Below are 24199 nucleotides of genomic sequence, written 5' to 3'. Positions count from 1 at the left end.
GCGGCAGGCTAAACCGGCGGGCGCTATCACCGGCGCTGCAACCCCCGTCCGGTGCCAGGGGGTTAATTTGTCGCGGGAGCGGATAAGTTCAGTCTGCCGACGGTCTGCTCAAACTGCGCCTCATCGCCCTGCGGCAGTTTTTTGAACGACACCTTGCCGCGATACACGTCGGAGTCGATTTTAACGATGTTCGGCTGGGTGCTCAGGTTGCCGACGGCGACACAATAATTGGTTACCTGGCTCAGCGATGGATCCCAAATATCGGCCATTTTATTACAGTCATCAATCCATAAAAATTTATCCCGGGCATTCAATTTCGCCAATTGCTGTTTTAACGGTGCGGATAAATACACGTCGAACATCGGCTCAATATTATTTTTATCAATTTTTAAAATCAACGGTATTTTAAATTGAACGCCGGAAAAGCCGATGGTTTTGGCATTTACATCAATTTTATATTTTTTTATCTTGGTCGGGAAATCCCACTGCCGGATAACATCCGGTATCCATGCGGTTATCTTATCATCGAGATTTAAAAAATAGGTTGATAACGATGTGGAGGATAAACTGCTCCGGCCCAGGCCGATATAGTTATCGCCCCCCAGCACATCCAATACAGTCGCGCCGTTATCCAGCGTGCTGCGCTTAACATTACTGACCTGGGGCTGCTCCTTGTCGCCGCGCAGGATAAAGAACAGATCCTTTCTGTCGTGCTGATTTAAAATATCATAGGCGGTATTGTTCATGGCCAGGTGATCGGAAGACACCACGATCACCGTGTTTTTGAAATAGCCCGATGCGCGGATTTTTTTGATAAGCCCCGCGATATGCTCCTGGCTGCAGGCCACGGCGCTTAGGGAGCTGTTTTCCATATTGTCATACGCATAGGAGCGATTGGTGCAGGATCGCGAAATATATCCGTCCGGATGATGGGTGTCGACGGTCAGCGCAAATAAGGCAAACCGCTGTTTTTGTTGCGACAGCGCAATAAATTTATCATAGACCAGATCCAGCAGGGTATCGTCATACCAGCCCCACTCGTTGCGGTAGTCGGGATCCTTGACCAGTCCCTTAAGCTCCTGGAAACCATAGATATGCTCAAAACCATGGGACTTCAGGAACAGGCCTTTACCGGCAAACGCCATATCGGCCCCCTGGTAAAAATAGGTATCGTAACCGGAAGCCTGCAGTATATCGCCCAGGCAAATATCATGGGGGTAAAAGGTCGATAACGAACTTGAGGCATTGCCGTCAAAGGGGGCGAATAACGGAATGCCGCACTGCGACGCCACCATTCCGGCAATGGTGTAGCCGGTGCCGGGCAATTGGGTAGTATTGCTGAAATCTATAGCATCGTTTTTCTGACTGTTAAGCTCGGTGGTTAAACCGGCAAAGGCGTCCTGATCGAAATAGGTTCTTTCCAGGCTTTCGGCATAGATATAAATAAGGTTGGGGCTGTCTTTCGCCAGTGTTTTGGACGGGGTTCTGTAATAGGTATTAAAGTCCGTATCGCCGCTTGCCAACTGGGATTTAACCAGGCCGGCAATTTCACCGCTGGCCGGCGTGGCAATCACGGCGACCACGGCCAAAACGAGAGCCAGCAGGCCGTAAGCCGTACGGCCGCCGCCGGCTTTTCTGAATAGCAACAGCCATGACATCAGGCTGAACACCAGCAGGGAAGCCAGGATGAAACCGGCAAAGGGCAGGATGTACTTGCCTAATCCGGCGCCGGTTAAACTGCTGGTCAGGGTATACAGCACCGAATCATTGATGCCGGCGCCGGTAAAATAATTACTGGCGACCCTGACTAAATTAAGCAGAATATAAATACCTAAAACAAACAGCACTAATGAAAACAAATATTTATTTTTTTTGGCTTTCGTTGAATAAATAATAACCGCCGCTATAAATAATACTATCGACAGGGTTTCCGCTGACATTGTTCTCCCTCCATCGGGCAGTAAGGGAAATACCTCCGGCTATAGCAGCAGCGTTTCAAGGCGGTCTTCCGGTAAGGGATGGGTGATAGTTATCTGTATAGCAATTAATCCGCTACGGCGCGAGATTTCATTACCGTTTTGTGACAAGCCGCGCCGGCGGGTGGTGCGGGTAAAAAGAATTGAACGGCGAAATACAAGAAATTATTTTTTTAATCAATTGATTTAAAACAGTAAAACTTCACCGCTCGGCTAAAAAGCAGGAGATGAATTCTTTTTGCGTTGACAAAAAGTTACATTTTTTTTACAGCGGAAAGCCCGGTGGGCGCGGGGAAAACGACGCAGCGGCCCTCATATCCGAGAGCCGCGCTGGCAGGGGTTTATTTAGGCAATGAATAGGCCTGGCGCGCCAGGAGCTTCCAGGCGCCCGCCGCATTTTTCTGCCATACCTGCATGACGCCGATTTTCACTTCGCCCGGCTTGCCGCCGTCTGCGGTTTTCGCCTGCAGGATATGCCTGACGATGGCCACGTCGCCGTCGACCTGCACGGTTTGGTCTTTGAGATCCAGCGTCAGGAATTTGGATTGACCGGTGACGATGGCATCGACAAATTCGGCGTTGTTCTGGATTTTACCGCTGGAGTGGCCGTAGCTCAGCGTCGGCGCGCCCACTTTCTCCAGATCGGCTTTCTTGGCGCTGACCATGGCCTGACGCATGGTTTCCACCGCCTTGGTTACCGCCGTGGCATCGGCGCTTTGGGCGAAACAGCTGCTGCTCAACAGCAATGAAAGAAGGGCCGCGCCTGCAATTTTATACATGGTTATTCCTTACCAGTGACATCGTTAAAGAGGGGCAATGCTAACCAATTTCATGAGGTTACCGTTGTGACTGATCTCATGTATTTCAAAAAAAATAGTTTTTATTTATTTTTAATAAAACATTGTTTTGAAATTATCTCAAGCAATTGTCCGCGGAACATTGTGCGGGATGGCGGCAAGCGTTTCAATGTGATTAAACTCACAATTTTTGGCATTAATAAATTATTACTACCACGGCAATCTGTGCCACCGGGTGTAAACCCCTGATTGACATTGCGTGGCGGTCATAGCAATCAGAAAAGATCAAAAAACTCGGAAATTATTAAAAGCACGGGATTTTTGCGGGGCAGGGGAAATTTACTGAGTGGAATGATGGCGTTACACACAGCACAAAATCAGGCCGGCAATTGCCGGCCCTCACCCTGATGTGTGTTCTATTCTTATAAAGTGTTTAGTTATTCTAAACAACTCTGATGTTAAGTGATGCTAAACAGATTATCAAGCTAACTTTACTCATATTTGAAGATGATTCCAAAACGCCTGAAAGAAGCCCGGCACAGGGCCCAGCTGACACAGGAAAAGCTGGCGGTCATGGCTGGCATCGATGAGTCCACCGCCCGTTCCAGAATTAGTCAGTATGAAAATGGGATATATCGTCCCAATTTTGAAACCTGCTGTGCGTTTGCCCGCATCCTGAACGTACCCGAATGCTATTTCTACACGCTGGACGATGAGTTTGCCGCCGCGCTGCTGGCGCTGTATGTCTCGCACGCGGCATCGGCCAATATGCGTCTGGCGTCGAATGAAGGAGAAGAAGAAAAAGAAGAAAAAGAAGAAAAAGACGCTGCCGACTGGCAAAAACGGGGTTAAGCCTACCGCCGCCAGGCCATCTTAGACCTAACCCTTTCCATTGCCGTATCGAGGCGTAGCAACGTCTCGCAGCCGCCATCCCGCCCCGCGTAAGCCTTGCCGTTCCGGCCAATTCCTTAAATGTGTTAAATTATTTCTTGAATCAATAAATAAGAAAGATAATAATTCTCATTTAGTTTCAATTTCATTCACCTGTCAATGGAAAGATATAATGAGAAGGGTCTTGCGCTTAACACGTTCCACTCTGCTGTGTTCACTCGCTTTCGCGGCGCCGTTATTCACCTATGCCGAGGATACCCTGGTGGTTACCGCGGCCCAGACGGCCGACAGCGCCGATGCGCCGACCCGGGGCTACACAGCCAACACCAGCCGCGGAGCGACCAAAACCGATCAGCCGCTGATTACCACCGGCCAGTCGGTGTCGGTGGTGACGCGCCGGCAAATGGACGATCAGGCCGCCCTGACGGTGAACAGCGCGTTGAATTATACGCCGGGGGTATTTACCAACTTCGCCGGCGGCGCGACCCGCTACGAGACCGTTTCCCTGCGCGGATTCCACGGCGGCGATACCAATAATACCTTCCTGGACGGCCTGCGGTTGATGAGCGACGGCGGCAGCTATAACAACCTGCAAATCGATCCCTGGTTCCTGGAGCGCGTCGATGTGATTCGCGGTCCGTCGTCGGCGCTTTACGGCCAGACCATTCCCGGCGGCCTGGTGATGATGACGTCCAGACGCCCCCGTTTTGCCAGCGAAGGGCATATCAAGCTGATGGCCGGCAATAACGCCACCACCGGCGCGGCGTTCGACTATACCGGCGCCGTCAGCGATCAATGGGCGTTCCGCCTGACGGGCATCACGCGCCATAGCGATACCCAGTACGATCACCAGCGCGAGGAACGCTATGCCATCGCGCCGTCGCTGTTATGGCAGCCGGACGGCAACACGTCGCTGCTGTTAAAAGCCTATCTGCAAAAAGATCCGTCGGGCGGTTATCACAGCGCGGTGCCGGCGGACGGCAGCCTGTACGCCAGCAGCGGCGCCAAGCTGGACCGCGGGTTTTTTGACGGCGAAAGCAGCCTGAATACCTTTAAGCGCCGCCAGCAAATCTACGGCTATGAATTCGACCATAGCATCGACGACGTCTGGTCAATCCGCTCCAACGGCAGTTATACCCATGCCAACGTCGACCAGCAGCAGGTTTACCAGATTGGCTGGAACAGCGATCGTACATTGCTTAACCGCTATTATTCCGGCGAATCGTCCTCGCTTGCCGCTTACGCCATGGATAACCAGCTGGTGGCCGATTTCAGCACCGGCGACCTACAGCATAAAGTGGTGCTGGGCGGTGAATACCATGAATATACCAACGACCTGTGGGACGACAGCGCCTACGCCACCCCGCTCAATGCGCTCACCGGCGTCAGCGGCGGCCCGGGGCTGTTCACCGACTACGGCCTGACCGTGCCGGGCGTCACGCGCGTCGATGCCAAACGCCGCTACTCACAAAGCGGGGTCTATCTGCAAGATGAGATGACGCTGGATAAATGGCACCTGGATCTGTCCGGGCGCTACGATCGCATCGTGGCCAAAAATACCACGTTCAATACCGACACCACCTACCGGCGCCAGGACGATCATATCAGCGGCCGCGGGTCGCTGCTGTATGCCTTTGACAGCGGCATTTCGCCTTATGTCAGCTTTAGCCAGGCCGTCACGCCGCAGGCCTTGTCCGGCGCCGACGGCAACCTGTTGAAACCGACCACCAGCGAGCAGTACGAAGCCGGGATAAAATACCAGCCCCCCGGTGCTTCGTCGCTGTATACCCTGGCGGTTTACGACCTGACGCAAAAAGATGTGGCCAACCGTATCGTGCAGGGCAGCTATTATGTCCCGGCGGGCAAGGTACATTCCCAGGGGATTGAACTGGAGGCCCGCACGCAGCTCACCGAGCGTCTGGCCGGCATCGCCGGCTATACCTATAACCGGGTACGCTTCAGGGACGCCGTGGACGGCAACGACGGCAACACGCCTTATGTCACGCCGGATCAGATGGCGTCGCTCTGGGCGCAGTACCAGGCGGATTACGGCATCAACCTGGGCGGCGGGGTGCGTTATATCGGCCAGCAGTGGGCAGATAATGAAAACACGCGGCGCGTGCCGTCGGTGACCCTGCTGGATGTTTCGCTACGCGCCGATCTTGCCGCCTGGAACCCGCAGTGGAAGGGGGCCTATGTGCAGCTTAACGCCAATAACCTCACCGATCGGAAATACGTGGCGGCCTGTTATGGCACCGGCTATTGCTATTGGGGCGCGGAGCGCTCGCTGGTGGCCACCGTGGGCTACGATTTCTGATCAACAGGCAAAAGGCACGGGCCGGGGAAAGGATGTCCAGGCGCGTCAAGGGGGAGGGGAGAGGGAAAATAGGCGGATGAGGGGGGGCGGGCCGGGTTTCCCGCCCGCCCCCTATACAGGATTACGCCGGAACGTTTTTCAGCACCAGCCGCTGGATTTTACCCACCACCAGCAAATAGCACAGCATCGACATAATGGCCGAGCAGCCGACAAAAATCAGCGCGCTGTTAAACGAGTGCAGATTTTTGACCAGAAAACCAATCAGCAACGGGGTGACGATGGAGGCGACATTGCCGAACACGTTGAAGATGGCGCCGCACAGGCCGATCACCTCTTTCGGCGCGGTATCCGCAATCACCGGCCAGCCCAGCGCGCCGAAGCCTTTACCGAAGAATGCCAGCGCCATCAGCGCCACCACCAGCACCGTATTATCGGTGTAGTTGCAAAGGATCATGCTGGATGCGAGCAGCATGCCGAACACGATCGGCGCCTTGCGGGCAAAGGTAAGCGAACAGCCGCGCTTAAGCAGGAAATCCGACACCACGCCGCCCGAAATACCGCCGACAAAACCGCATAACGCCGGAATGGAGGCGATGATGCCTACCTTAAGGATGCTCATCCCTTTTTCCTGCACCAGATAGATGGGGAACCAGGTCAGGAAGAACCAGGTAATGGTGTTGAGGAAATACTGGCCGAAAAAGATGCCCAGCATCATACGGCTGGTGAGCAGTTGCTTAACGTAGTTCCATTTCGGTCCGTTATCCTTCGCCTTTTTGCTGTCCATATTGACCACGCCGCCGCCCTGCTCGATATAATCCAGCTCGGCGCGCGACGCGTAGGGGGATTCAAACGGGTTATGGACAAATTTTATCCACAGAAACGTCAGGATAAAACCGATGACGCCCATGACGGTAAAGACGTGTTTCCAGCTCCACGCATAGACCAGCCAGCCCAGGAAAGGCGAAAAAATCGCCAGGGAAAAATACTGCGCGGCGTTGAAAATCGACGACGCCGTGGCGCGCTCCTTGGCCGGGAACCACGCGGCGACAATACGGGCATTGGCCGGGAAAGCCGGGGCTTCGGCGAAGCCCAGCAGGAACTGCAGCATAAACAGCGAAAAGACCGCCATCGGCACCGACAGCACCCCGACGAATCCTTGCAGCAGGGTGAACAATGACCAGAAAAACAAACTGTAGCTATAGACTTTAATCGACCCGAACCGGTCAAGCAGCCAGCCGCCGGGGATTTGCATCAACAGATAGGCGATGCCGAACGATGAAAAAATCATGCCCAGGTTGACCACATCCAGCCCCAAATCGTGGGACACCGCTGTGCCGGCTATCGACAGGGTAACCCGGTCGGCATAGTTAACCGCCGTAATAATAAATATAAATAACAGCACCACATAACGTACATGGGTCCTGCCTTTTTGGTCCAAAGTGGACTCGATTGCCATACGATGTCTCCGCGTTAACGCTGCGCGCCTAAGGCATTTATTCCCGGCGAATTGTCGCCGCCGCCATAGGCCTCATAATTAAAATACTGTCTGTCGGTAGGGGACTGGGTATACGTTGAATGGGTATCGGCGCGATACGTAAAAAAGAAGAGGTATCAATCGCCATCCGTAATTTGAGCAGGCAGTATAAAAATGGCGCCAGGGTAAGTCATTATGCAAATGACCAATATTAGAGCCGGGATTAGGACTATTTTTGTGGGAACATGGAGTCTGTGCGGTGGATCATAAATATGGGTTTTAGATAATTTTTAATTTTAATATTGCGATGGTGATCACAATTTATAGGTATTTCGCCGCATAATAAATTAAAAAATTATGGAGAGAGATGTTTTTGCCCAACTGCGGCATCCCTTTTTCGGCCGGGTTAGTATTCCACGATTAGTTGATAAATTAAACTAAATTTGTAATGGCGTGGATATTCTCCGTGCGGCAAAGCACGGCATTATTCATATTCATAATAATGAAATGCCGTTTTAATTTAAAAACACCGGTAATTATCACGCTGATATCGGCAATAAGCGCAGGCGCGGTCAACGGTCGGCGCACGGTGAATCCGCGGGGGGAATGAACCGGGCAGCCTGTTTCCCCCGGCGCGTTAGCCGCAGGAAACAGGCGTGATTTACGGGCCATGCCGGCCCCGGGTAGGATCAATAAGGCGCGTCGGGCGTGGTGATGCGGATCAGCTTTTCATTGACGAATTCATGAATCCCCGCCGGGGATTGTTCGCGGCCATAGCCGGAGTTTTTGGTGCCGCCAAACGGCAGCTCCGGGGCAATACCTGTGGTATGGTTGATATAGACCATACCGGAATCGATTTGCCGCGCCACCGCCACGGCCCTGGCGGTATCGGTGCCGAAGACGGTGCCCCCCAGGCCGAAGATGGAGTCGTTGGCCAGCGCAATCGCCTGCGCCTCGTCCTTGACGGCATACACGCACAGCACCGGTCCGAAGATTTCCTCGGCGTAGGCCGCCATGCCGGGTTTGATGCCGGTGAGGATGGTCGGTTCCATATACGCGCCCGGCCGGTCCACGCGGTGGCCGCCGTAGATCAGTTTGGCGCCTTCCCTCACTGCGGTTGCCACCTGCTCAACGATCTCCCCGGCCGCTTTTTCACTGCTGAGCGGGGCGAGCTGCGTGGACGGATCCAGCGGGTCGCCGATCCTGATCTTTTCATAAATGGCCCGCGCCTTGGCGATAAATGCCTCGGCGACGTCTTCCAGCACGATAATACGCTTGGGCGACACACAGACCTGGCCGGCGTTCCATAAACGTCCCATGGCGGCGGTTTTTACCGCCAGATCAAGATCGGCATCCGCCAGCACCACAAAGGCGTCGCTGCCGCCCAGCTCCAGGGTCGATTTCTTAACATGTTTGCCGGCCTCGGCGGCAAAGCTTGATCCCGCCGCCTCGCTGCCGGTCAGAGACACGCCCTTGATGCGCTTATCGCCTATTAATTGCGATACCTTGGCGCCGGGCACGAACAGATTAGTGTAAACGCCCACGGGCGCGCCGGCATCGATAAAGATACGCTCCATCATGGCCGCGCACTGCGGTACGTTGGAGGCGTGTTTCAACACCATGGTATTCCCGGCCATGATATTCGGCGCCGCCGAACGGGTGATCTGGTAGAAAGGGAAATTCCAGGGCTGCACGCTCAGCAGCACGCCGAGGGGGTCATAGCTGAGAAACGCGCTGCCAATCCCGGTTTCCAGGGGCTTGTCGGCCAGGAACCGTTCGCCGTGATCGGCATAATAATCAAATATATCGGCGCACAGTTGCACTTCGCCCACGCCTTCGGCGTGCAGTTTGCCCATTTCAATGGTACACAGCTTGCCCAGCTCATCCTGGCGATCGCGCAAAATGGCGGCCACGTTATGCAGCAGTTTGGCCCGCTCGGCGAACGGGGTTTTTTTCCATTGCTGGAAGGCGGCGTCGGCGGCGGCCAGGATCTGTTCGATCTGCTGGTCGGACATAACGTCGAATTGCTTTTCGATTTTATTGGTGGCGGGATTAACCGTTTTGATCGACGACGGTGCGGCTGTCTGTACGCTCATGATAATGCTGTCCTTATGAAACGACCGGTGATGTGAAGGATCTAACGCGATATCCTGTGCATGCAGTATAGTCCCCCACGGAATTATTTCTCAAGGTATTACCCTATCGAAGCCATCGGCCGATTGACGCCCGGACGCGTGTTTTCATCTCCGATCGTTGTCCGGATCGGGCGGAGGCAACGAGCGCTTATGTTGCGCGCCGCGCGCGAATGGCTTGATCTTTTTTTCTTTATCTATACTATACCCCCCTATACTATATTTTCATACGGGTCGGGAAATGCCTCGTTCAGCTGAAGATAAAAAACGCGTCCTGCTGCGGGTCCGGCGCATCAAAGGGCAGGTGGAGGCGCTGGAGCGCGGCCTGGAAACGGGCGTCGACTGCGGCGCGCTGCTGCAGCAGATCGCCGCCATCCGCGGCGCTTCCCACGGCCTGATGTCTGAAATTATGGAAATTCATATCCGCGACGAACTGGGCGAGGAAGACCTGACGCCGGCGCAGAAGGCGGCCCGGCTTAACGATGTCGCCAGCCTGGTGCGTTCCTATTTGAAGTAATGACGCCGTCGACGGTAAGATGTTGACCGGTGCTGTTTATGATTGGAGAAACCTTATGAAATCTCGTGCAGCCGTTGCCTTCGGGCCGGGCCAGCCTCTCAAAATCGTTGAGATTGACGTTGCGCCGCCGCAAAAGGGCGAGGTGCTGGTGAGGATTACCCACACCGGCGTCTGCCACACCGACGCTTTCACCCTGTCGGGAGACGACCCCGAAGGGCTGTTTCCCGCCGTGCTGGGCCATGAGGGCGGCGGCATTGTAATGGAAGTGGGCGAAGGCGTAACCAGCGTAAAGCCCGGCGATCATGTCATTCCCCTGTATACCGCCGAATGCGGCGTCTGCAAATTCTGCACCTCCGGCAAAACCAACCTGTGCCAGGCGGTACGCGTTACGCAGGGTAAGGGCCTGATGCCGGACGGCACCACCCGTTTTTCCTATAACGGTCAGCCCCTTTATCACTATATGGGCACCAGTACCTTCAGCGAATATACCGTGGTGGCCGAGATTTCCCTGGCGGTGATCAATCCCAAGGCGCCGCTGGAAAAAGTCTGCCTGCTCGGCTGCGGCGTCACCACCGGCATCGGCGCGGTGCATAACACTGCCAAGGTCAAGGCCGGCGACACCGTCGCCATTTTCGGCCTGGGCGGCATAGGCCTTGCAGCGATCCAGGGCGCGGTGCAGGCCAAGGCCGGGCGGATTATCGCCGTCGACACCAATCCGGGTAAATTTGATCTGGCCCGCTCGATGGGCGCCACCGATTGCATCAATCCCAAGGATCATGCGCGGCCGATCCAGGAGGTGATTGTCGAACTCACCGACGGCGGCGTGGATTTCAGTTTTGAATGCATCGGCAACGTCGATGTTATGCGCGCGGCGCTCGAGTGTTGTCACAAGGGCTGGGGCGAAAGCATCATTATCGGCGTAGCCGGCGCCGGCAAGGAGATCCGCACCCGTCCGTTCCAACTGGTTACCGGCCGGGTATGGCGCGGGTCCGCCTTCGGCGGCGTCAAGGGGCGCACGCAGTTGCCGGGCATGGTGGAGCAGGCCATGGCCGGTGAAATCAATCTCGATCCCTTTATCACCCATACCCTGCCGCTGGAGCGGATTAACGACGCGTTCGATTTAATGCATGAAGGTAAATCCATTCGCACCGTAATCCACTTCTGACGCCGTCCCACGCGCCGTCGCTGGATGTAACGCCGGCGGCTCGGGGGAGGCTTATAGCCCCCGCGGCGAGGGTTCGTTTGCCGTGCGTTAGCGGGAGGCAAGGTTTATGCCGCCTCGGCGAGGGTTCGTTTGCCGTGCGTTAGCGGAAGGCAAGGCTTATGCCGCCTCGGCGAGGGTTCGTTTGCCGTGCGTTAGCGGGAGGCAAGGCTTATGCCGCCTCGGCGAGGGTCCGTTTGCCGTGCGTTAGCGGGAAGCAAGGCTTATGCCGCCTCGGCGAGGGTTCGTTTGCCGTGCGTTAGCGGGAGGCAAGGCTTATGCCGCCTCGGCGAGGGTTCGTTTGCCGTGCGTTAGCGGGAGGCAAGGCTTATGCCGCCTCGGCGAAGGTTCGTTTGCCGTGCGTTAGCGGGAGGCAAGGCTTATGCCGCCTCGGCGAGGGTTCGTTTGCCGTGCGTTAGCGGGAGGCAAGGCTTATGCTGCCTCGGCGAAGGTTTCGCTTGCCGTGCGTTCGGTGGTTATATGGCGTGTCCGGTGCCGGCAAGCGACAAAGAGGCCGTACCGCGACGGCCTCCTTGACCTCCGCGCGTCCGGCAGGTCGTGCGCCGCTGCGCGGTTCCCGGCATCACCCATCCCGGCTTTGGGACCGTCCGGGATGCGCTCCCGGCGCAGCCCGGACTTTCGCCGCTCCCGGCGGCTCATCCCGCCATGATGGGCGCTGCCGGCGCACTCTATGCCGGCACCACGTCAACACCATCGTCTGTGAGTAAAACAGCGTTTTTAGGTTTCTTGCGGCATGCACTTACCGGGAAAAATATCAGCATCCATTTGGGATATGAGCTAAGAGATAAAAGCTAAAAGCTAAAAGCTAAAAGCTAAAAGCTAAAAGCTGACGCTTACTGCTAAAACTCAAAACTCAATATGCAAAACAGAATAATGAATGTCTTACTGCCTGACTGCATTTTGCTGTGCCGACGGCATTCCATCGCCATTGCATCCCTAATGGTCAATCCTATGCCGACGCCAGTCCCTATCCTAAGCAGCAGCGCCGCAGTCACTTCATAAAACGCTTGGCCAACAGCGACATGTGGACCGGCATAAAGCGCGCTGACGGCGCCTGTGCCCCCGGCATGAGCCGCCGGGAGCGGCGAAAGGCCCGGTTGCGCCGGGAGCGCTAACCGGGCCGGTGCATAACGGGGGAACTGGCGGCGGAAGGCATCGCGCAGCGACGCGCGACCTGCCGGGCGCGCGGAGGTCAAGGAGGCCGTCGCGCTACGGCCTCCTTGTCGCTTGCCGGCGCCCGGCACTGCATATAAACACCGAACGCACGGCAAGCGAAACCCCCGCCGTGGCAACATAAACCCCCCAGCTCCGGCGATAAAAATCCCCCGCCACGGCGACATTCACCCCAGCGGGCATCCTTATTGCCAGACCGCACCAGCCCCATGGCGCGCTTGCAATCAAAAAATAAGCCCCGCAGGCCCCGCCCGCAACGCAGACGCGTTAAAGAGTGAGCGAACCCGCCAAATCCCGCTATTTCCCATACGGCAAATAATGATTGCTCAGCATGCATTTTTTGAGGCTGTAAAACTCGCCCGGCGGTGCTATTTATAATCCCAGGTATTTCATCGAAAGTTATGCGGGCCATCATGACGAATTAACGCAGGGCGTTTTAATCGCATTGGTTTTAAACCACGAAGATAGCAACGCCTTATTGTATTTAACCTCACAAGGCTGGATGGGGATTATCCGCCAAGGCGGACTATTGCCCGGCACTGGCAGACCGATGAAATAAACATAATTCTATTCCATCCGGAGAAATATAATGTCGCAAACAGAGGCATGGGAAAAACTTGCCAATAAAGAATTGGGACGGCTGGGCAAAAGCGTCGACGATTTAACTACCCTCACCGCGGAAGAAATCAGCATCAAGCCGCTTTACACCGCCGACGACCTGTCCGACCTGGAGGTCACCGGTTCGCTGCCGGGCATGGCGCCCTTTGTGCGCGGTCCCCGCGCAACGATGTACGCCGCCCAGCCCTGGACCATTCGCCAGTATGCCGGGTTTTCCACCGCCACTGAATCCAACGCCTTTTACCGCCGCAACCTGGCGGCCGGCCAAAAGGGGCTCTCCGTCGCCTTCGATTTGCCTACCCATCGCGGTTACGACTCGGATAATGAACGCGTGGCCGGCGACGTCGGCAAAGCCGGCGTGGCTATCGACAGCGTCGAAGACATGAAAATACTGTTCGACCAAATCCCGCTGGATAAAATGTCGGTGTCCATGACCATGAACGGCGCGGTGATCCCCATCATGGCGTTTTATATCGTGGCCGCCGAAGAGCAGGGCGTGCCGCCGGCAGCGCTGACCGGTACCATCCAAAATGATATTTTAAAAGAATACCTTTGCCGCAATACCTATATTTATCCGCCCAAACCCTCGATGCGCATTATTTCCGATATTATTGCCTACTGTTCCGGCAATATGCCCAAATTCAACACCATCAGCATCAGCGGCTACCATATGGGCGAAGCCGGGGCCAACTGCGTACAGCAGGTGGCGTTTACCATCGCCGACGGCATTGAATATATCCAGGCGGCGCTGGCCGCCGGCCTGGATATAGATGACTTCGCGCCGCGCCTGTCGTTTTTCTTCGGCATCGGCATGGACCTGTTTATGAATGTCGCCATGCTGCGCGCCGCCCGTTATTTATGGAGCGAGGCGGTAAGCGGTTTTGGTTCCACCAACCCCAAATCCCAGGCGCTGCGCACCCATTGCCAAACCTCGGGCTGGAGCCTGACGGAACAAGACCCCTACAATAATGTCATCCGCACCACCGTCGAAGCGCTGGCGGCGGTACTGGGCGGCACGCAGTCGCTGCATACCAACGCCTTTGACGAGGCGCTGGGGCTGCCCACCGATTTCTCCGCCCGCATCGCCCGCAACACCCAAATTATCCTGCAGGAAGAATCGGCGGTGTGCCGTACCGTCGATCCCCTTGCCGGTTCGTATTATGTGGAAAATCTCACCGACCAGGTCGTCAAGGCGGCGCGGGAAATTATCCGCCAGATAGGCGAGGTGGGCGGCATGGCCAAAGCCATTGAGGCCGGCCTGCCCAAGCGCATGATTGAAGAAGCCTCCGCCCGCCAGCAGTCGCTTATCGACCAGGGCAAACGGGTGATTGTCGGGGTGAACAAATACAAGCTGGCGCAGGAAGACGCCACCTCGGTGCTGGAAATCGATAACGTCAAGGTGCGCCAGGAACAGGTCGAACGCCTGCGGCAAATCCGCGCCGCCCGCGACGGCGGCGCCGTTGCCGACGCGCTCGGCATGATCAGCCGGGCGGCGCGCGACGGGGGCAACCTGTTGGAAGCGGCGATCCACGCCGCGCGGAGCCGCGCCACGCTCGGCGAAATTTCAACCGCCATCGAGGACGCCTTCGGCCGCTACCTGGTGCAGACCAACTGCGTGACCGGCGTTATCGCCAACAGTTACCACCAGAGCGCGGAAGGCGCGGCGGAATTTGATCAGATCAAGGCCGCCACCGACCGCTTCCTGGCCGAACAGGGGCGCCGCCCGCGCATTCTGGTGGCTAAAATGGGCCAGGACGGCCACGACCGCGGGGCCAAGGTGATTGCCAGCGCCTACTCCGACCTCGGGTTTGACGTCGATCTCAGTCCGATGTTTTCCACGCCGGAGGAAATCGCCAAACTGGCGGTGGAAAATGACGTGCACGTGATCGGCGCCTCTTCGCTTGCCGCCGGCCATAAGACGCTAATTCCGGCGCTGGTGGCTGCGCTGGCCGGCTACGGCCGTCAGGATATCAAGGTGGTGGCGGGCGGGGTGATACCGCCGCAGGATTATGATTTCCTCTACCGCCGGGGCGTGGCCGCCATCTACGGGCCGGGCACGCCGATGCTGGCCAGCGTGCGCGATGTGCTGGATAAAATCGGGCTTTGCCATGCTTAGCGCCGGCCAGTTGGATCAGACTGTCGGGCAATTGCTGGCGGGCGATCGGGTGGCCCTGGCGCAGGGGATGACGCTTATCGAAAGCGTCCACCCCGCGCATCAGGCGCTGGCCACGCAACTGCTCGACCGCATCATGCCCCATACCGGCCGGGCGAAACGGCTGGGTATTACCGGCGTGCCGGGCGCCGGCAAAAGCACGTTTCTCGAGGCCCTGGGCGGTTACGTGCTGACGCTGGGCCTGAAAGTGGCGGTTATCGCCATCGACCCCAGCAGCCCGCTCAGCGGCGGCAGCATCCTCGGCGATAAAACCCGCATGTCGCTGCTTTCCCGCGCGCAGCGGGCGTTTATCCGCCCGGTGCCCACCGGCGGCTACCTGGGGGGGACCAGCCGCCGTACCCGCGAACTGATGCTGCTGTGCGAGGCGGCGGGCTATGACCTGGTGATCGTGGAAACCGTGGGGGTCGGGCAAAGCGAAGTGGATATCGCCCAACTGGTGGACTGTTTTCTCTCGCTGCAGCTGGCCGGCGCCGGCGATGAACTGCAGGGCATCAAAAAAGGCATTATGGAAATGGCCGATATTATCGTTATCAACAAAGATGACGGCGATAACCGCGCCCGGGTGGCGCTCACGGCGCACATGTACCGGGCCTCGCTCGCCATCATGCGGCGCAAATATCCGGCCTGGACGCCGCCGGTGCTGACCTGCAGCGCCCTGGAAGCGCGGGGCATCGCCGAGCTCTGGCGCGCCGTCGGCGATTTTTATGATCGGATGGCGGTGGATAACGGACTGATGGCGCTGCGCAAACGCCAGCAGCTGGATGCCATGCGCAGGCAGATCGAGGAAAACACCCTGGCGGCCCTGTTCGCCCGCGGCGATATCCAGGACCGGTACCGGCAGGCGCTGGAGCAGGTGGAAAACCACCGTATATCGCCGCGCGCCGGCGTGGACAACGTCACCCACTTTATTGTCGAAAAATTAAACCATTAAGGGAAATGAATTATGGCGTACGAATTTGTCAAAGTGCTGATCGAAAACCGGGTGGGTATTATTGAGTTTAACTATGCCAAAAAGCTTAATGCGCTGAGCGCGGTGTTTATCCGCGATATCCTGCAGGCGCTGGAAGATCTGAATAATATCGATATCCGCTGCGTTATCCTGCGCGCGCCGAAAGGCTCCAAGGTTTTCTCCGCCGGCCATGATATCTATGAGTTGCCGAAAACCCGGCGCGACCCGCTGGCCTACGACGACCCGCTGCGCCAGATCACCCGCGCCATCCAGAAATTTCCCAAGCCGATTATCTCCATGGTGGAAGGCAGCGTCTGGGGCGGGGCGTTTGAACTGATCATGAGTTCCGATATCATTATTTCCAGCAACCTGTCCACCTTCTCCATGACCCCGGTCAACCTGGGGGTGCCCTACAACCTGGTGGGCATCCATAACCTGATCCGCGACGCCGGTTTTCATATCGTCAAGGAGCTTATCTTTACCGCCGCGCCGATCTCCGCCGAACGGGCGCTGAACGTCGGCATTCTTAACCATATCGTCGATCCATCCGAGCTGGAGTCCTTCACGATGCGCATGGCCTGCGTGATTGCTGAAAAGGCGCCGCTGGCGGTGGCGGTGATCAAGGAAGAACTCCGGGTACTCGGCGAAGCCCATACCCTCAATTCCGATGAGTTTGAACGTATCCAGGGGCTGCGCAGGGTGGTGTACGACAGCCAGGATTACCAGGAAGGGATGGCGGCCTTTATGGAAAAACGCAAGGCGAATTTTATCGGCCACTAAGCCGCGCGGTGAACCGGCGCAAGGAGTGATCAGGATGAACCAGGATTTTACGGTAATGACGGCGGATGAAGCCGCGCAATTAATCTCCCATGGCGATATGGTGGCCTTTAGCGGCTTTACCCCGGCCGGCGCCCCCAAAGCCCTGCCCGCGGCCATGGCCCGGCGGGCGATAGCGCTGCACCTGCGGGAACAGCCTTATCGCATCAAACTGCTCACCGGGGCGTCCATCGGCGCGCTGGCGGACAACCAGCTCGCGGAAGCCGACGCCGTGGAGTGGCGCGCGCCGTACCAGACCGCGCCTGCGCTGCGCGATAAGATAAACCAGGGCGCGGTGAATTTTGTCGACCTGCATCTTAGCGAAGTGGCGCAAATGGTCAATTACGGCTTTTTCGGCCCGATTGATATCGCGGTTATCGAAGCCTCGGCGGTGACCAGGGAAGGTCGGGTGTACCTGACCAGCGGCATCGGTAACGCGCCGGTCTACCTGCAGCAGGCGCGGCGGGTCATTATTGAGCTTAACGACTATCATTCCCCGCGCATCCGCGAGATGAGCGATATCGTTTCCCTCGGCGCGCCGCCGTTGCGCACCATGGTGCCGATTTTCCATACCCTGGATCGGGTTGGGGAAAATTATGTGCAAATCGACCCGCAAAAAATCATCGCCGTGGTGCCCACCCATCTGGCGGACCAGATTACCGAGTTCGGCAACGAGAATCCGCTGTGCCTGCAAATCGCCCGCAACGTCGAGCAGTTTCTGCTGAAGGAACTGCACGCCAAACGCATTCCCGACGGGTTCCTGCCGTTGCAGAGCGGCGTCGGCAATATCAACAACGCGGTGCTGAAGGTGTTGGGCCGGAACCCGGATATTCCGCCGTTTATGATGTATTCAGAGGTGCTGCAGACCTCGGTCATCGAACTGCTCGAGCAGGAGCGGATTATCGGCGCCAGCGCCTCGAGCCTCACCGTGCCGCCCTCGGTGCTGGAGCGGATTTATCAGAATATGGACTTTTTCAGCGAGCGCATCGTGCTGCGGCCGCAGGAAATTTCCAATAATCCGGAAATCATCCGCCGTCTGGGGGTCATTGCCCTGAATGTCGGCCTGGAGTTCGACATCTACGGCCATGCCAATTCCACCCATGTGGCCGGCGTCAATTTAATGAACGGCATCGGCGGCAGCGGCGATTTCGAGCGCAATGCCTATCTATCCATCTTTATGGCGCCGTCCATTGCCAAGGGCGGCAAGATCTCCACCATCGTGCCGATGTGCTCCCATGTGGATCACAGCGAACACAGCGTGAAAGTGATTATCACCGAACACGGCGTGGCCGACCTGCGCGGGCTGCCGCCCATCCAGCGCGCCGAGGCCATTATCGGCAACTGCGCCCATCCGATGTACCGGGACTATCTGTATACCTACCTGGCGCGGGGTAAAAGCGGCCATATACATCACGATCTGGCCCATGCCTTCGATTTGTACCAGAACCTGGAACAGTACGGCAGCATGCTAGTGTGAGGACGGCGGCTCATCGGCGGTGGTGCCGTTGCGGTCATGCTCAATGGCAGCAACCAGCCGGCCGAGGGTTTTACAGTTGCGCAGCGAATAGAGATATTCCGGCATGTACATCGGCTTATTGGGCGCGTCAAAGTATTTCAGGCTGGCGGGATTGACAAACCGGTAGGCGAAATGGGGCACCACCGTCAGGAATTGCCCGCGGCTGACGGCGCTGATCTTGGCCAGGAAGCTGTAGGGACGATAGATAATGGTGGGGGTAATGCCGGCATAACGGAAGTGCGAGTCGATAAGCGACTCGAAATTGGCCCGGTGCTGGAACCGCATCTGCAGCCAGGGCAGGGTATGCAGCAGCACGCTGGCCTGCACATTGTCATGGATGCGCGATACCAGGAATCCCAGCCGCAGCGGTTCAAGCGGCGTTATCAGCATGCTGGACATTTCGGCGATGCGCGTCGAGGCCTGCTGCGGCGAGATAATCATGTCCACGTCATGGTCCAGCAGGCCGGAAACCAGATCGTTTTCATTAAAATCGAAGGGTTTGGTGGTGAAGCCGTCAAACTTGTCGCCCAGGCTGATAAGCTGATCGAAGATCATCGTCGGGTAAGCGGTGTCGATGCCGATAACGCAGTGTTTCTGATGGTGGCTGGCGGCCAGCATGATATCCGCGTCGATGCTTGCCAGACGCTGGTAGATGGGATAAAGCATCTGGTACAGCTCCTGCCCGGCCTTGTTCAGGCTGATGCTGTTATCGGTGCGCGAGAACAGCTCATAACCGACCATCTCCTCCAGCGCGGCGATGCTTTTACCGAAGGGCGAGGCGGTCATATGCAGTTTTTCGGCGGCTTTGGCGATATTGTTGGTCTGGGCCAACACGATAAAATTCACCAGCTTCTTGGAAACAAAAATACTCATAAGTGCTTTTCACGCCCTGCCGCCGATACGTCTGTCCCGCCGCCGCGCCGCCATGGCCGGAAAAAGCCCACGACAAAACGGCCGCCACGCCATGCCTGGTTTAGAAGTAACAAAATCCCGGCGTGCGAAACGAGAAAGCCATCACACATTGCCGTCCTTGACGATTTTTTGCTATCGGCCATGCCCGCGCCGCCGGCGAACCGAACGGTCAGGCCCGGCGCAGCTCCGCGGCGTAGCGGCGGAAGATAAACAGGCACCATGCCAGGGACACGATAGCCAGCAGGGCGCCGAGATAGCCGATATACGCCAGATCCGCGCGCAGGATAAACTGGTTGCCCAACAGCGCGCCGGCGCCGATGCCCAGATTGAAGATGCCCGAGAACAACGACATGGCCACATCGGTGGCGTCCGGGGCCAGCGCCAGTACCTTCACCTGCATGCTCAGGCCGATGGCCATAAACGCCATGCCCCAAATCACGCTCAGGCCGGCAAAACTGATTTTATACCCGGCGGCGGGCTGCAGAACCAGCAGGCAGACGACCACCAGCACGATAGACGTGACCAGCAGGGCGGTGGGATATTTATTGCTGCATACGCCGAACACCACGCTGCCGATAATGCCCGAACCGCCGAAAATCAACAGCAGTAAGGTGGTGTAATCATCGCCCAGCGCCGCCGCATGGCGGATAAACGGCTCGATATAGCTGTAGACGGTGTAATGCGAGGTGACGATCAGCACCGCCAGCAGGTAAAGCGACATCAGCGCCGGGCGTTTTAGCAGCATGGGCACGCTTTTCAGCGAACCGGAGTGCTCGCTGGGCAGCTTGGGCAGCAGTTTGATAATAAAGACCAGGGTCGCCAGGGCGAAAATGCCAATCACCAGGAAGGTGATGCGCCAGCCCAGCAACTGGCCGACAATGCGGCCCAGCGGCAGTCCCAGCACCATGGCAAGGGCGGTGCCGGTGGACAGCATGCTCAGCGCCTGGGTTTTTTTACCCATCGGCGCGACGCGGATCGCAAGCGATGCCGTAATAGACCAGAATACAGCATGCGCCAGGGCGATGCCGATTCTGGATAGCACCAGTACCGTGAAGTTCCAGGCCACGAACGAGAGGATATGGCTGGCGATAAACAGGGCAAAGATCATCACCAGCAGGCCGCGCCGCTCAATATGGCTGGTCAGCAGCATAAAGGGCAGCGACATCAGCGCCACCACCCAGGCGTAGATGGTCAGCATCAGCCCGACCTGGGCGGTCTCCATCTGAAAACTCTGGGCGATATCGGTCAGCAGGCCGACCGGCACGAACTCGGACGTGTTGAAAATAAAGGCGGCAAACGCGAGGGTAATGACTCTTAGCCAGGCGGTCGAACGGGAAACATCTGGAGTATTCATTGAAATCAGCAGGCTATTTTTTACGATCGATTGGTTAACGTTCAATCAAGGTTAGACGAGGTCCGGCGGTTCTATCTGCAAGACGACGTGCTGGCGCGGTAATGATAATAAAATGAACGGCTGCCAAATGCCTAACGTTAGTTGCCGCCAGGCCGAAAAAGTCTTTTTTACGCTTTCAATTCATTAACCATTCAATTACAGAAAGTTAATCTATCCTCTTCGGCCGCGCCGCGCGCCATTTGTCCTGACGGGAGTGGATATGATCTTGCGAAAATACATCATGACCTTTTGCGCCGCCGCGCTCTGCGTCGCCGGCACGCTGATCCCGCCGGCCATCGGCGCGGATTTGCTGGCGCGCGTTAAAGCGGAAAAAGTCCTGACCGTGGCCACCGAGGCCCGCTACGCGCCTTTTGAAATGGTGCGCGACGGCAACATTATCGGCTTTGACGTGGATCTGATGCATCATATCCTGCAAAAACATTTGCCGGGCGTGCGCGTCAGACAGCTGGATTTGCCTTTTCAGGGCATCCTGCCCGGGCTGGATGCCAAAAAATTCGATTTCATGATCACGGCAATGATGGTGGACCGGCCGCGGATGGCGCGTTTCGCGTTTACCGTGCCGGTGGGCGAATCCACGGTGGCGCTGCTAAAGCGCGAAAACGACGCCGCGCTGACGACGCTTGCGGATCTGAACGGTAAGGTGGTGGGCACCGTGGCCGGCTCGAGCCACCTGCGGGTGCTGCAGGCGGTCGACCAGCGGCTGCGGGAACAGGGCATGACGGGCGTTAAAGAGATCAGGCAATACATCGCCTTTGACGAGGCCTATGCCGACCTGGCCAATCAACGTCTCGACGGCGTGGCGCAATCCCTTGCCAATCTCGGGCCGCTTATCAAGAGCCGCCCCGGCGTGTTCGCCGTCATGCGGCCGATGCTGGGGCCCACCACCTATTTCGCCTGGGCGGGACGCAAGGATGCCGACAGCGCCAGCCTGGTGAAACTGTTTAGCGACGGCATCGCCGAGGCCAACCGCGACGGTACCCTCAAGCACCTGCAGCTGAAATGGTTCGGCGTGGAAACGCCGCTGCCGCACGATAAAATGCCGGTACCCGATGTGTGACAAGGCGCGCGGCATGGACGACTTAACCGAGTTTTGCCACCTGCTCGCCTCCTGGCTGCCGATGCTTGCCGGCGGGGCGGCAACCACTGCCTCCCTCAGCGCTGCCGCCATGCTATGCGGCTTTTTCGCCGGCACCGGCATTTATTGTTTGCAGCGCGCGCGTCGGCCTGCTTGCCGCGGCCTGGCCCGCGCTTATGTCAGCGTGTTTCGCAGTACGCCGGTGCTGGTCCTGGTGCTGCTGTGCTATTACCTGCCCGGCGAACTGGGCGTTGAGGCCGGCGCCTGGGCCGCCGCCGCCGTGGCGCTCACCCTTAACAGCGCGGCCTATCAAGCGCAAATCCTGCGCGGCGGGTTTGCGGCCGTTCCCGCCGGGCAACAGGATGCGGCCCTGGCCTGCGGCCTGGGACCCTGGCAGGCGTTCTGGCATATTCGCCTGCCGCAGGCGCTGCGGCCGACGCTGCCGGCGTTTATTTCGGAGATGATTGATGTGATCAAAGCGTCGGCGGTGGTCTCGGTCATCGCCATCACCGATGTTATGCGGGTCGGGCAGCAACTGGCGTCCGCAAGCTACCGGATGCTGCCGGCCTATCTCGCCGTCGCCCTGGTCTACCTGGTGATGACCAGCCTGCTGGCCCTGGCGGGCCGCCATCTGGAACAGCGCTGGCGCAAGGAGCCTTCGTGAGCGATATCCTGCTGTACCTGCCTGATTTTGCGCAGGCCATGGCCATGACCCTGGCCCTCAGCCTGAGCGCGGCGATGGCCGGCGCCCTGGGCGGTTTTACGCTGCAGGCGCTGTGCAGCCGCTGCCGGCTGCTGTACCCGCCGTGGCGCGTTTATGTGTGGTTGATACGCGGCACGCCCTTTGTGGCCCAGCTATCGGTGATCTATTTTGGCCTGCCGGCGCTGGGGGTGATGCTCGGCGCGCTGCCCGCCGCCATTCTTTCGCTGACGCTCTACAGCGCCGCCTATTTCGGCGAAATTTTCCGTGGCGCCTGGTTAAGCATCGGCCGCGGGCAACTGGACGCCGCCCGGGCCCACGCCATCTCCCCATGGCAAAGTTTCTGGCATATCGAGACCCCGCAGGCGCTGCGTTTCAGCCTGCCGCTGCTGTGCAACCAGGTGATTTTAACCGTGAAGGAAAGCGCGGTGGCATCGATTATCACCCTGCCCGAGCTGACCATGGCCGCCGGACGCATTGCCGCCAGCACCTATAGCTATTTTTTGCCCTATGCCCTGCTTATCGCCGGTTACTGGCTGCTGGCGCAGGGGATAAGCCTGGCCGTCGGCTGGCTTGGCCGCCACTTATTTTCCGGAGGATACCCCTATGACCGGGCAACCCATCCTTGAACTGCGCGGCGTCGGCAAGTCTTTCGGCGCCCGGAGGATACTGAACGATATCACGCTGCAGGTGCACGCCGGTGAGGTGACAACCCTGATCGGGCCGTCGGGATCGGGCAAGACCACCGCGCTGCGCTGCATGAACTTCCTGGAGGCCTATGACCGGGGGGAAATTTTGATCAAAGGCCGCCTGCTGGGCTATCGCGGCCCGGGCCGGGCGGCAGGGGATCGGGACGGCGCCGCGGGTATCGCGCGGGTGCGGCGTCCGTTGGCCATGGTGTTCCAGCAATTCAACCTGTGGCCGCATATGACGGCGCTGGAGAATGTCGCCGCGCCGCTGATCCTGGGAAAAAGGCGGCCGCGCGCCGAGGCGCGCCGCGCTGCCGCCGCCGCGCTGGCGCAGGTAGGCATGGCGGAGCATGCCGGCGCCTGGCCGGCCCGGCTGTCGGGCGGCCAGCAGCAGCGTGTCGGCATTGCCCGCGCGCTGGCGCTGGAACCCGAGCTGCTGCTGCTGGATGAGCCCACCTCCGCCCTGGACCCGGAACGGGTGGAGGAGGTGCTGGAGGTTATCGGCGGGCTGGCGCGCCAGGGCATCACCATGATCATGGCGACCCATGAAATGTCCTTTGCCGCCCAGGTATCCACCCGGGTGGTGTTTATGGCCGAAGGCGCGATCGTGGAAAGCGGCGAGCCGGGGCGGTTGTTCCGCCACCCGGCGACCGGGCGCCTGACATCGTTCCTGGCGCCCTGGCTGCGGCGCCCGCTGCAATTTGGCGGCCCCGACGACGCAGAACCTAGGGCGCCGCGCGGGTGACGCGGTTTTTTTTTACCGCGGCCCGCTTTAGGGCGGATCAAATCACGATAACATAGTGGCGCGGCCTGACGGCGACGCCGGATAAAAGGAGGT

The 24199-nt window shown here is 58.0% G+C and carries 17 protein-coding genes and 1 pseudogene; 12 read left to right on the top strand and 6 right to left on the bottom strand.

The annotated features are described in order from the left end of the window. Positions 1-62: 62 nt before the first annotated feature. Both opgB and ACL2XF_RS11730 read right to left on the bottom strand, forming a co-directional pair. Entirely contained in the window at positions 63-1940 is a 1878-nt protein-coding gene (opgB, locus tag ACL2XF_RS11735; RefSeq protein WP_413722463.1) for a phosphatidylglycerol--membrane-oligosaccharide glycerophosphotransferase, read from the bottom strand. A 377-nt stretch (positions 1941-2317) separates the two neighbouring features. Next, the gene (locus ACL2XF_RS11730; RefSeq protein ID WP_413722464.1) at positions 2318-2755 is read right to left on the bottom strand and encodes a nuclear transport factor 2 family protein; all 438 of its coding nucleotides are present in this window, start codon (positions 2753-2755) and stop codon (positions 2318-2320) included. A 525-nt stretch (positions 2756-3280) separates the two neighbouring features. Between ACL2XF_RS11730 and ACL2XF_RS11725 the strand changes: the two are divergent. Both ACL2XF_RS11725 and ACL2XF_RS11720 read left to right on the top strand, forming a co-directional pair. Beyond that, positions 3281-3526, top strand: a pseudogene (locus ACL2XF_RS11725) (helix-turn-helix transcriptional regulator); the annotation flags it as partial. Positions 3527-3836: 310 nt separating this feature from the next. Then, positions 3837-5981, top strand: a complete 2145-nt coding sequence (locus ACL2XF_RS11720) for a TonB-dependent siderophore receptor (RefSeq protein WP_413728653.1) — start codon at positions 3837-3839, stop codon at positions 5979-5981. A gap of 121 nt (positions 5982-6102) precedes the next feature. Here ACL2XF_RS11720 and ACL2XF_RS11715 read toward each other — a convergent pair whose 3' ends face one another. Next, entirely contained in the window at positions 6103-7437 is a 1335-nt protein-coding gene (locus ACL2XF_RS11715) for an MFS transporter (RefSeq protein ID WP_410015689.1), read from the bottom strand. Between the two features lie 707 nt (positions 7438-8144). Further along, positions 8145-9551 carry an NAD-dependent succinate-semialdehyde dehydrogenase gene (locus ACL2XF_RS11710; protein ID WP_410015688.1) on the bottom strand — a complete coding sequence of 469 codons (1407 nt, stop codon included), beginning with the start codon at positions 9549-9551 and terminating at the stop codon, positions 8145-8147. Between the two features lie 277 nt (positions 9552-9828). On the opposite strand from ACL2XF_RS11710, the gene ACL2XF_RS11705 reads away from it, so the two are divergent. The 6 genes from ACL2XF_RS11705 (at position 9829) to ACL2XF_RS11680 (ending at position 18532) form a co-directional block, all read left to right on the top strand. Beyond that, the gene (locus ACL2XF_RS11705) at positions 9829-10104 is read left to right on the top strand and encodes a metal/formaldehyde-sensitive transcriptional repressor (RefSeq protein WP_410015687.1); all 276 of its coding nucleotides are present in this window, start codon (positions 9829-9831) and stop codon (positions 10102-10104) included. 55 nt (positions 10105-10159) lie between these two features. Continuing rightward, entirely contained in the window at positions 10160-11269 is a 1110-nt protein-coding gene (locus tag ACL2XF_RS11700) for an S-(hydroxymethyl)glutathione dehydrogenase/class III alcohol dehydrogenase (RefSeq protein ID WP_413728652.1), read from the top strand. Between the two features lie 1819 nt (positions 11270-13088). After that, positions 13089-15233, top strand: a complete 2145-nt coding sequence (gene scpA, locus ACL2XF_RS11695; protein WP_410015685.1) for a methylmalonyl-CoA mutase — start codon at positions 13089-13091, stop codon at positions 15231-15233. Next, positions 15226-16221 carry a methylmalonyl Co-A mutase-associated GTPase MeaB gene (gene meaB, locus ACL2XF_RS11690; protein WP_410016577.1) on the top strand — a complete coding sequence of 332 codons (996 nt, stop codon included), beginning with the start codon at positions 15226-15228 and terminating at the stop codon, positions 16219-16221. The genes scpA and meaB overlap by 8 nt, the downstream gene beginning before the upstream one ends. A gap of 12 nt (positions 16222-16233) precedes the next feature. After that, the gene (gene scpB, locus ACL2XF_RS11685; protein WP_410015684.1) at positions 16234-17019 is read left to right on the top strand and encodes a methylmalonyl-CoA decarboxylase; all 786 of its coding nucleotides are present in this window, start codon (positions 16234-16236) and stop codon (positions 17017-17019) included. A 34-nt stretch (positions 17020-17053) separates the two neighbouring features. Next, on the top strand, positions 17054-18532 hold the full coding sequence (locus ACL2XF_RS11680; protein WP_413728651.1) for a succinate CoA transferase: 1479 nt from the start codon (positions 17054-17056) through the stop codon (positions 18530-18532). Here the strand turns inward: ACL2XF_RS11680 and srsR are convergent. Both srsR and ACL2XF_RS11670 read right to left on the bottom strand, forming a co-directional pair. Beyond that, the gene (gene srsR, locus ACL2XF_RS11675; protein WP_413722469.1) at positions 18524-19444 is read right to left on the bottom strand and encodes a LysR family transcriptional regulator SrsR; all 921 of its coding nucleotides are present in this window, start codon (positions 19442-19444) and stop codon (positions 18524-18526) included. The genes ACL2XF_RS11680 and srsR overlap by 9 nt on opposite strands. A 208-nt stretch (positions 19445-19652) precedes the next feature. Then, complete coding sequence (locus ACL2XF_RS11670) at positions 19653-20837, bottom strand: sugar transporter (protein ID WP_410015681.1); 1185 nt, start codon at positions 20835-20837, stop codon at positions 19653-19655. Positions 20838-21096: 259 nt separating this feature from the next. Between ACL2XF_RS11670 and ACL2XF_RS11665 the strand changes: the two genes are divergently transcribed. From ACL2XF_RS11665 to ACL2XF_RS11650, 4 genes are read left to right on the top strand one after another with little or no spacing between them, the layout of a single operon-like run. Further along, positions 21097-21954: a transporter substrate-binding domain-containing protein gene (locus tag ACL2XF_RS11665; protein ID WP_410015680.1), complete on the top strand. Its 858-nt coding sequence runs from the start codon at positions 21097-21099 to the stop codon at positions 21952-21954. Between the two features lie 13 nt (positions 21955-21967). Continuing rightward, positions 21968-22636: an amino acid ABC transporter permease gene (locus ACL2XF_RS11660; protein ID WP_413728650.1), complete on the top strand. Its 669-nt coding sequence runs from the start codon at positions 21968-21970 to the stop codon at positions 22634-22636. Beyond that, entirely contained in the window at positions 22633-23301 is a 669-nt protein-coding gene (locus tag ACL2XF_RS11655; protein ID WP_413728649.1) for an amino acid ABC transporter permease, read from the top strand. Before ACL2XF_RS11660 ends, ACL2XF_RS11655 begins: the two co-directional genes overlap by 4 nt. Then, positions 23279-24106 (top strand): amino acid ABC transporter ATP-binding protein, encoded by an 828-nt coding sequence (locus ACL2XF_RS11650; RefSeq protein ID WP_410015677.1) that lies wholly within the window; start codon positions 23279-23281, stop codon positions 24104-24106. Before ACL2XF_RS11655 ends, ACL2XF_RS11650 begins: the two co-directional genes overlap by 23 nt. Positions 24107-24199: the final 93 nt, after the last annotated feature.

Source organism: Sodalis sp. RH19, assembly GCF_047324215.1.
Lineage (GTDB): Bacteria > Pseudomonadota > Gammaproteobacteria > Enterobacterales > Enterobacteriaceae > Acerihabitans.
This window is presented reverse-complemented; position numbering and strand designations above follow the sequence as displayed.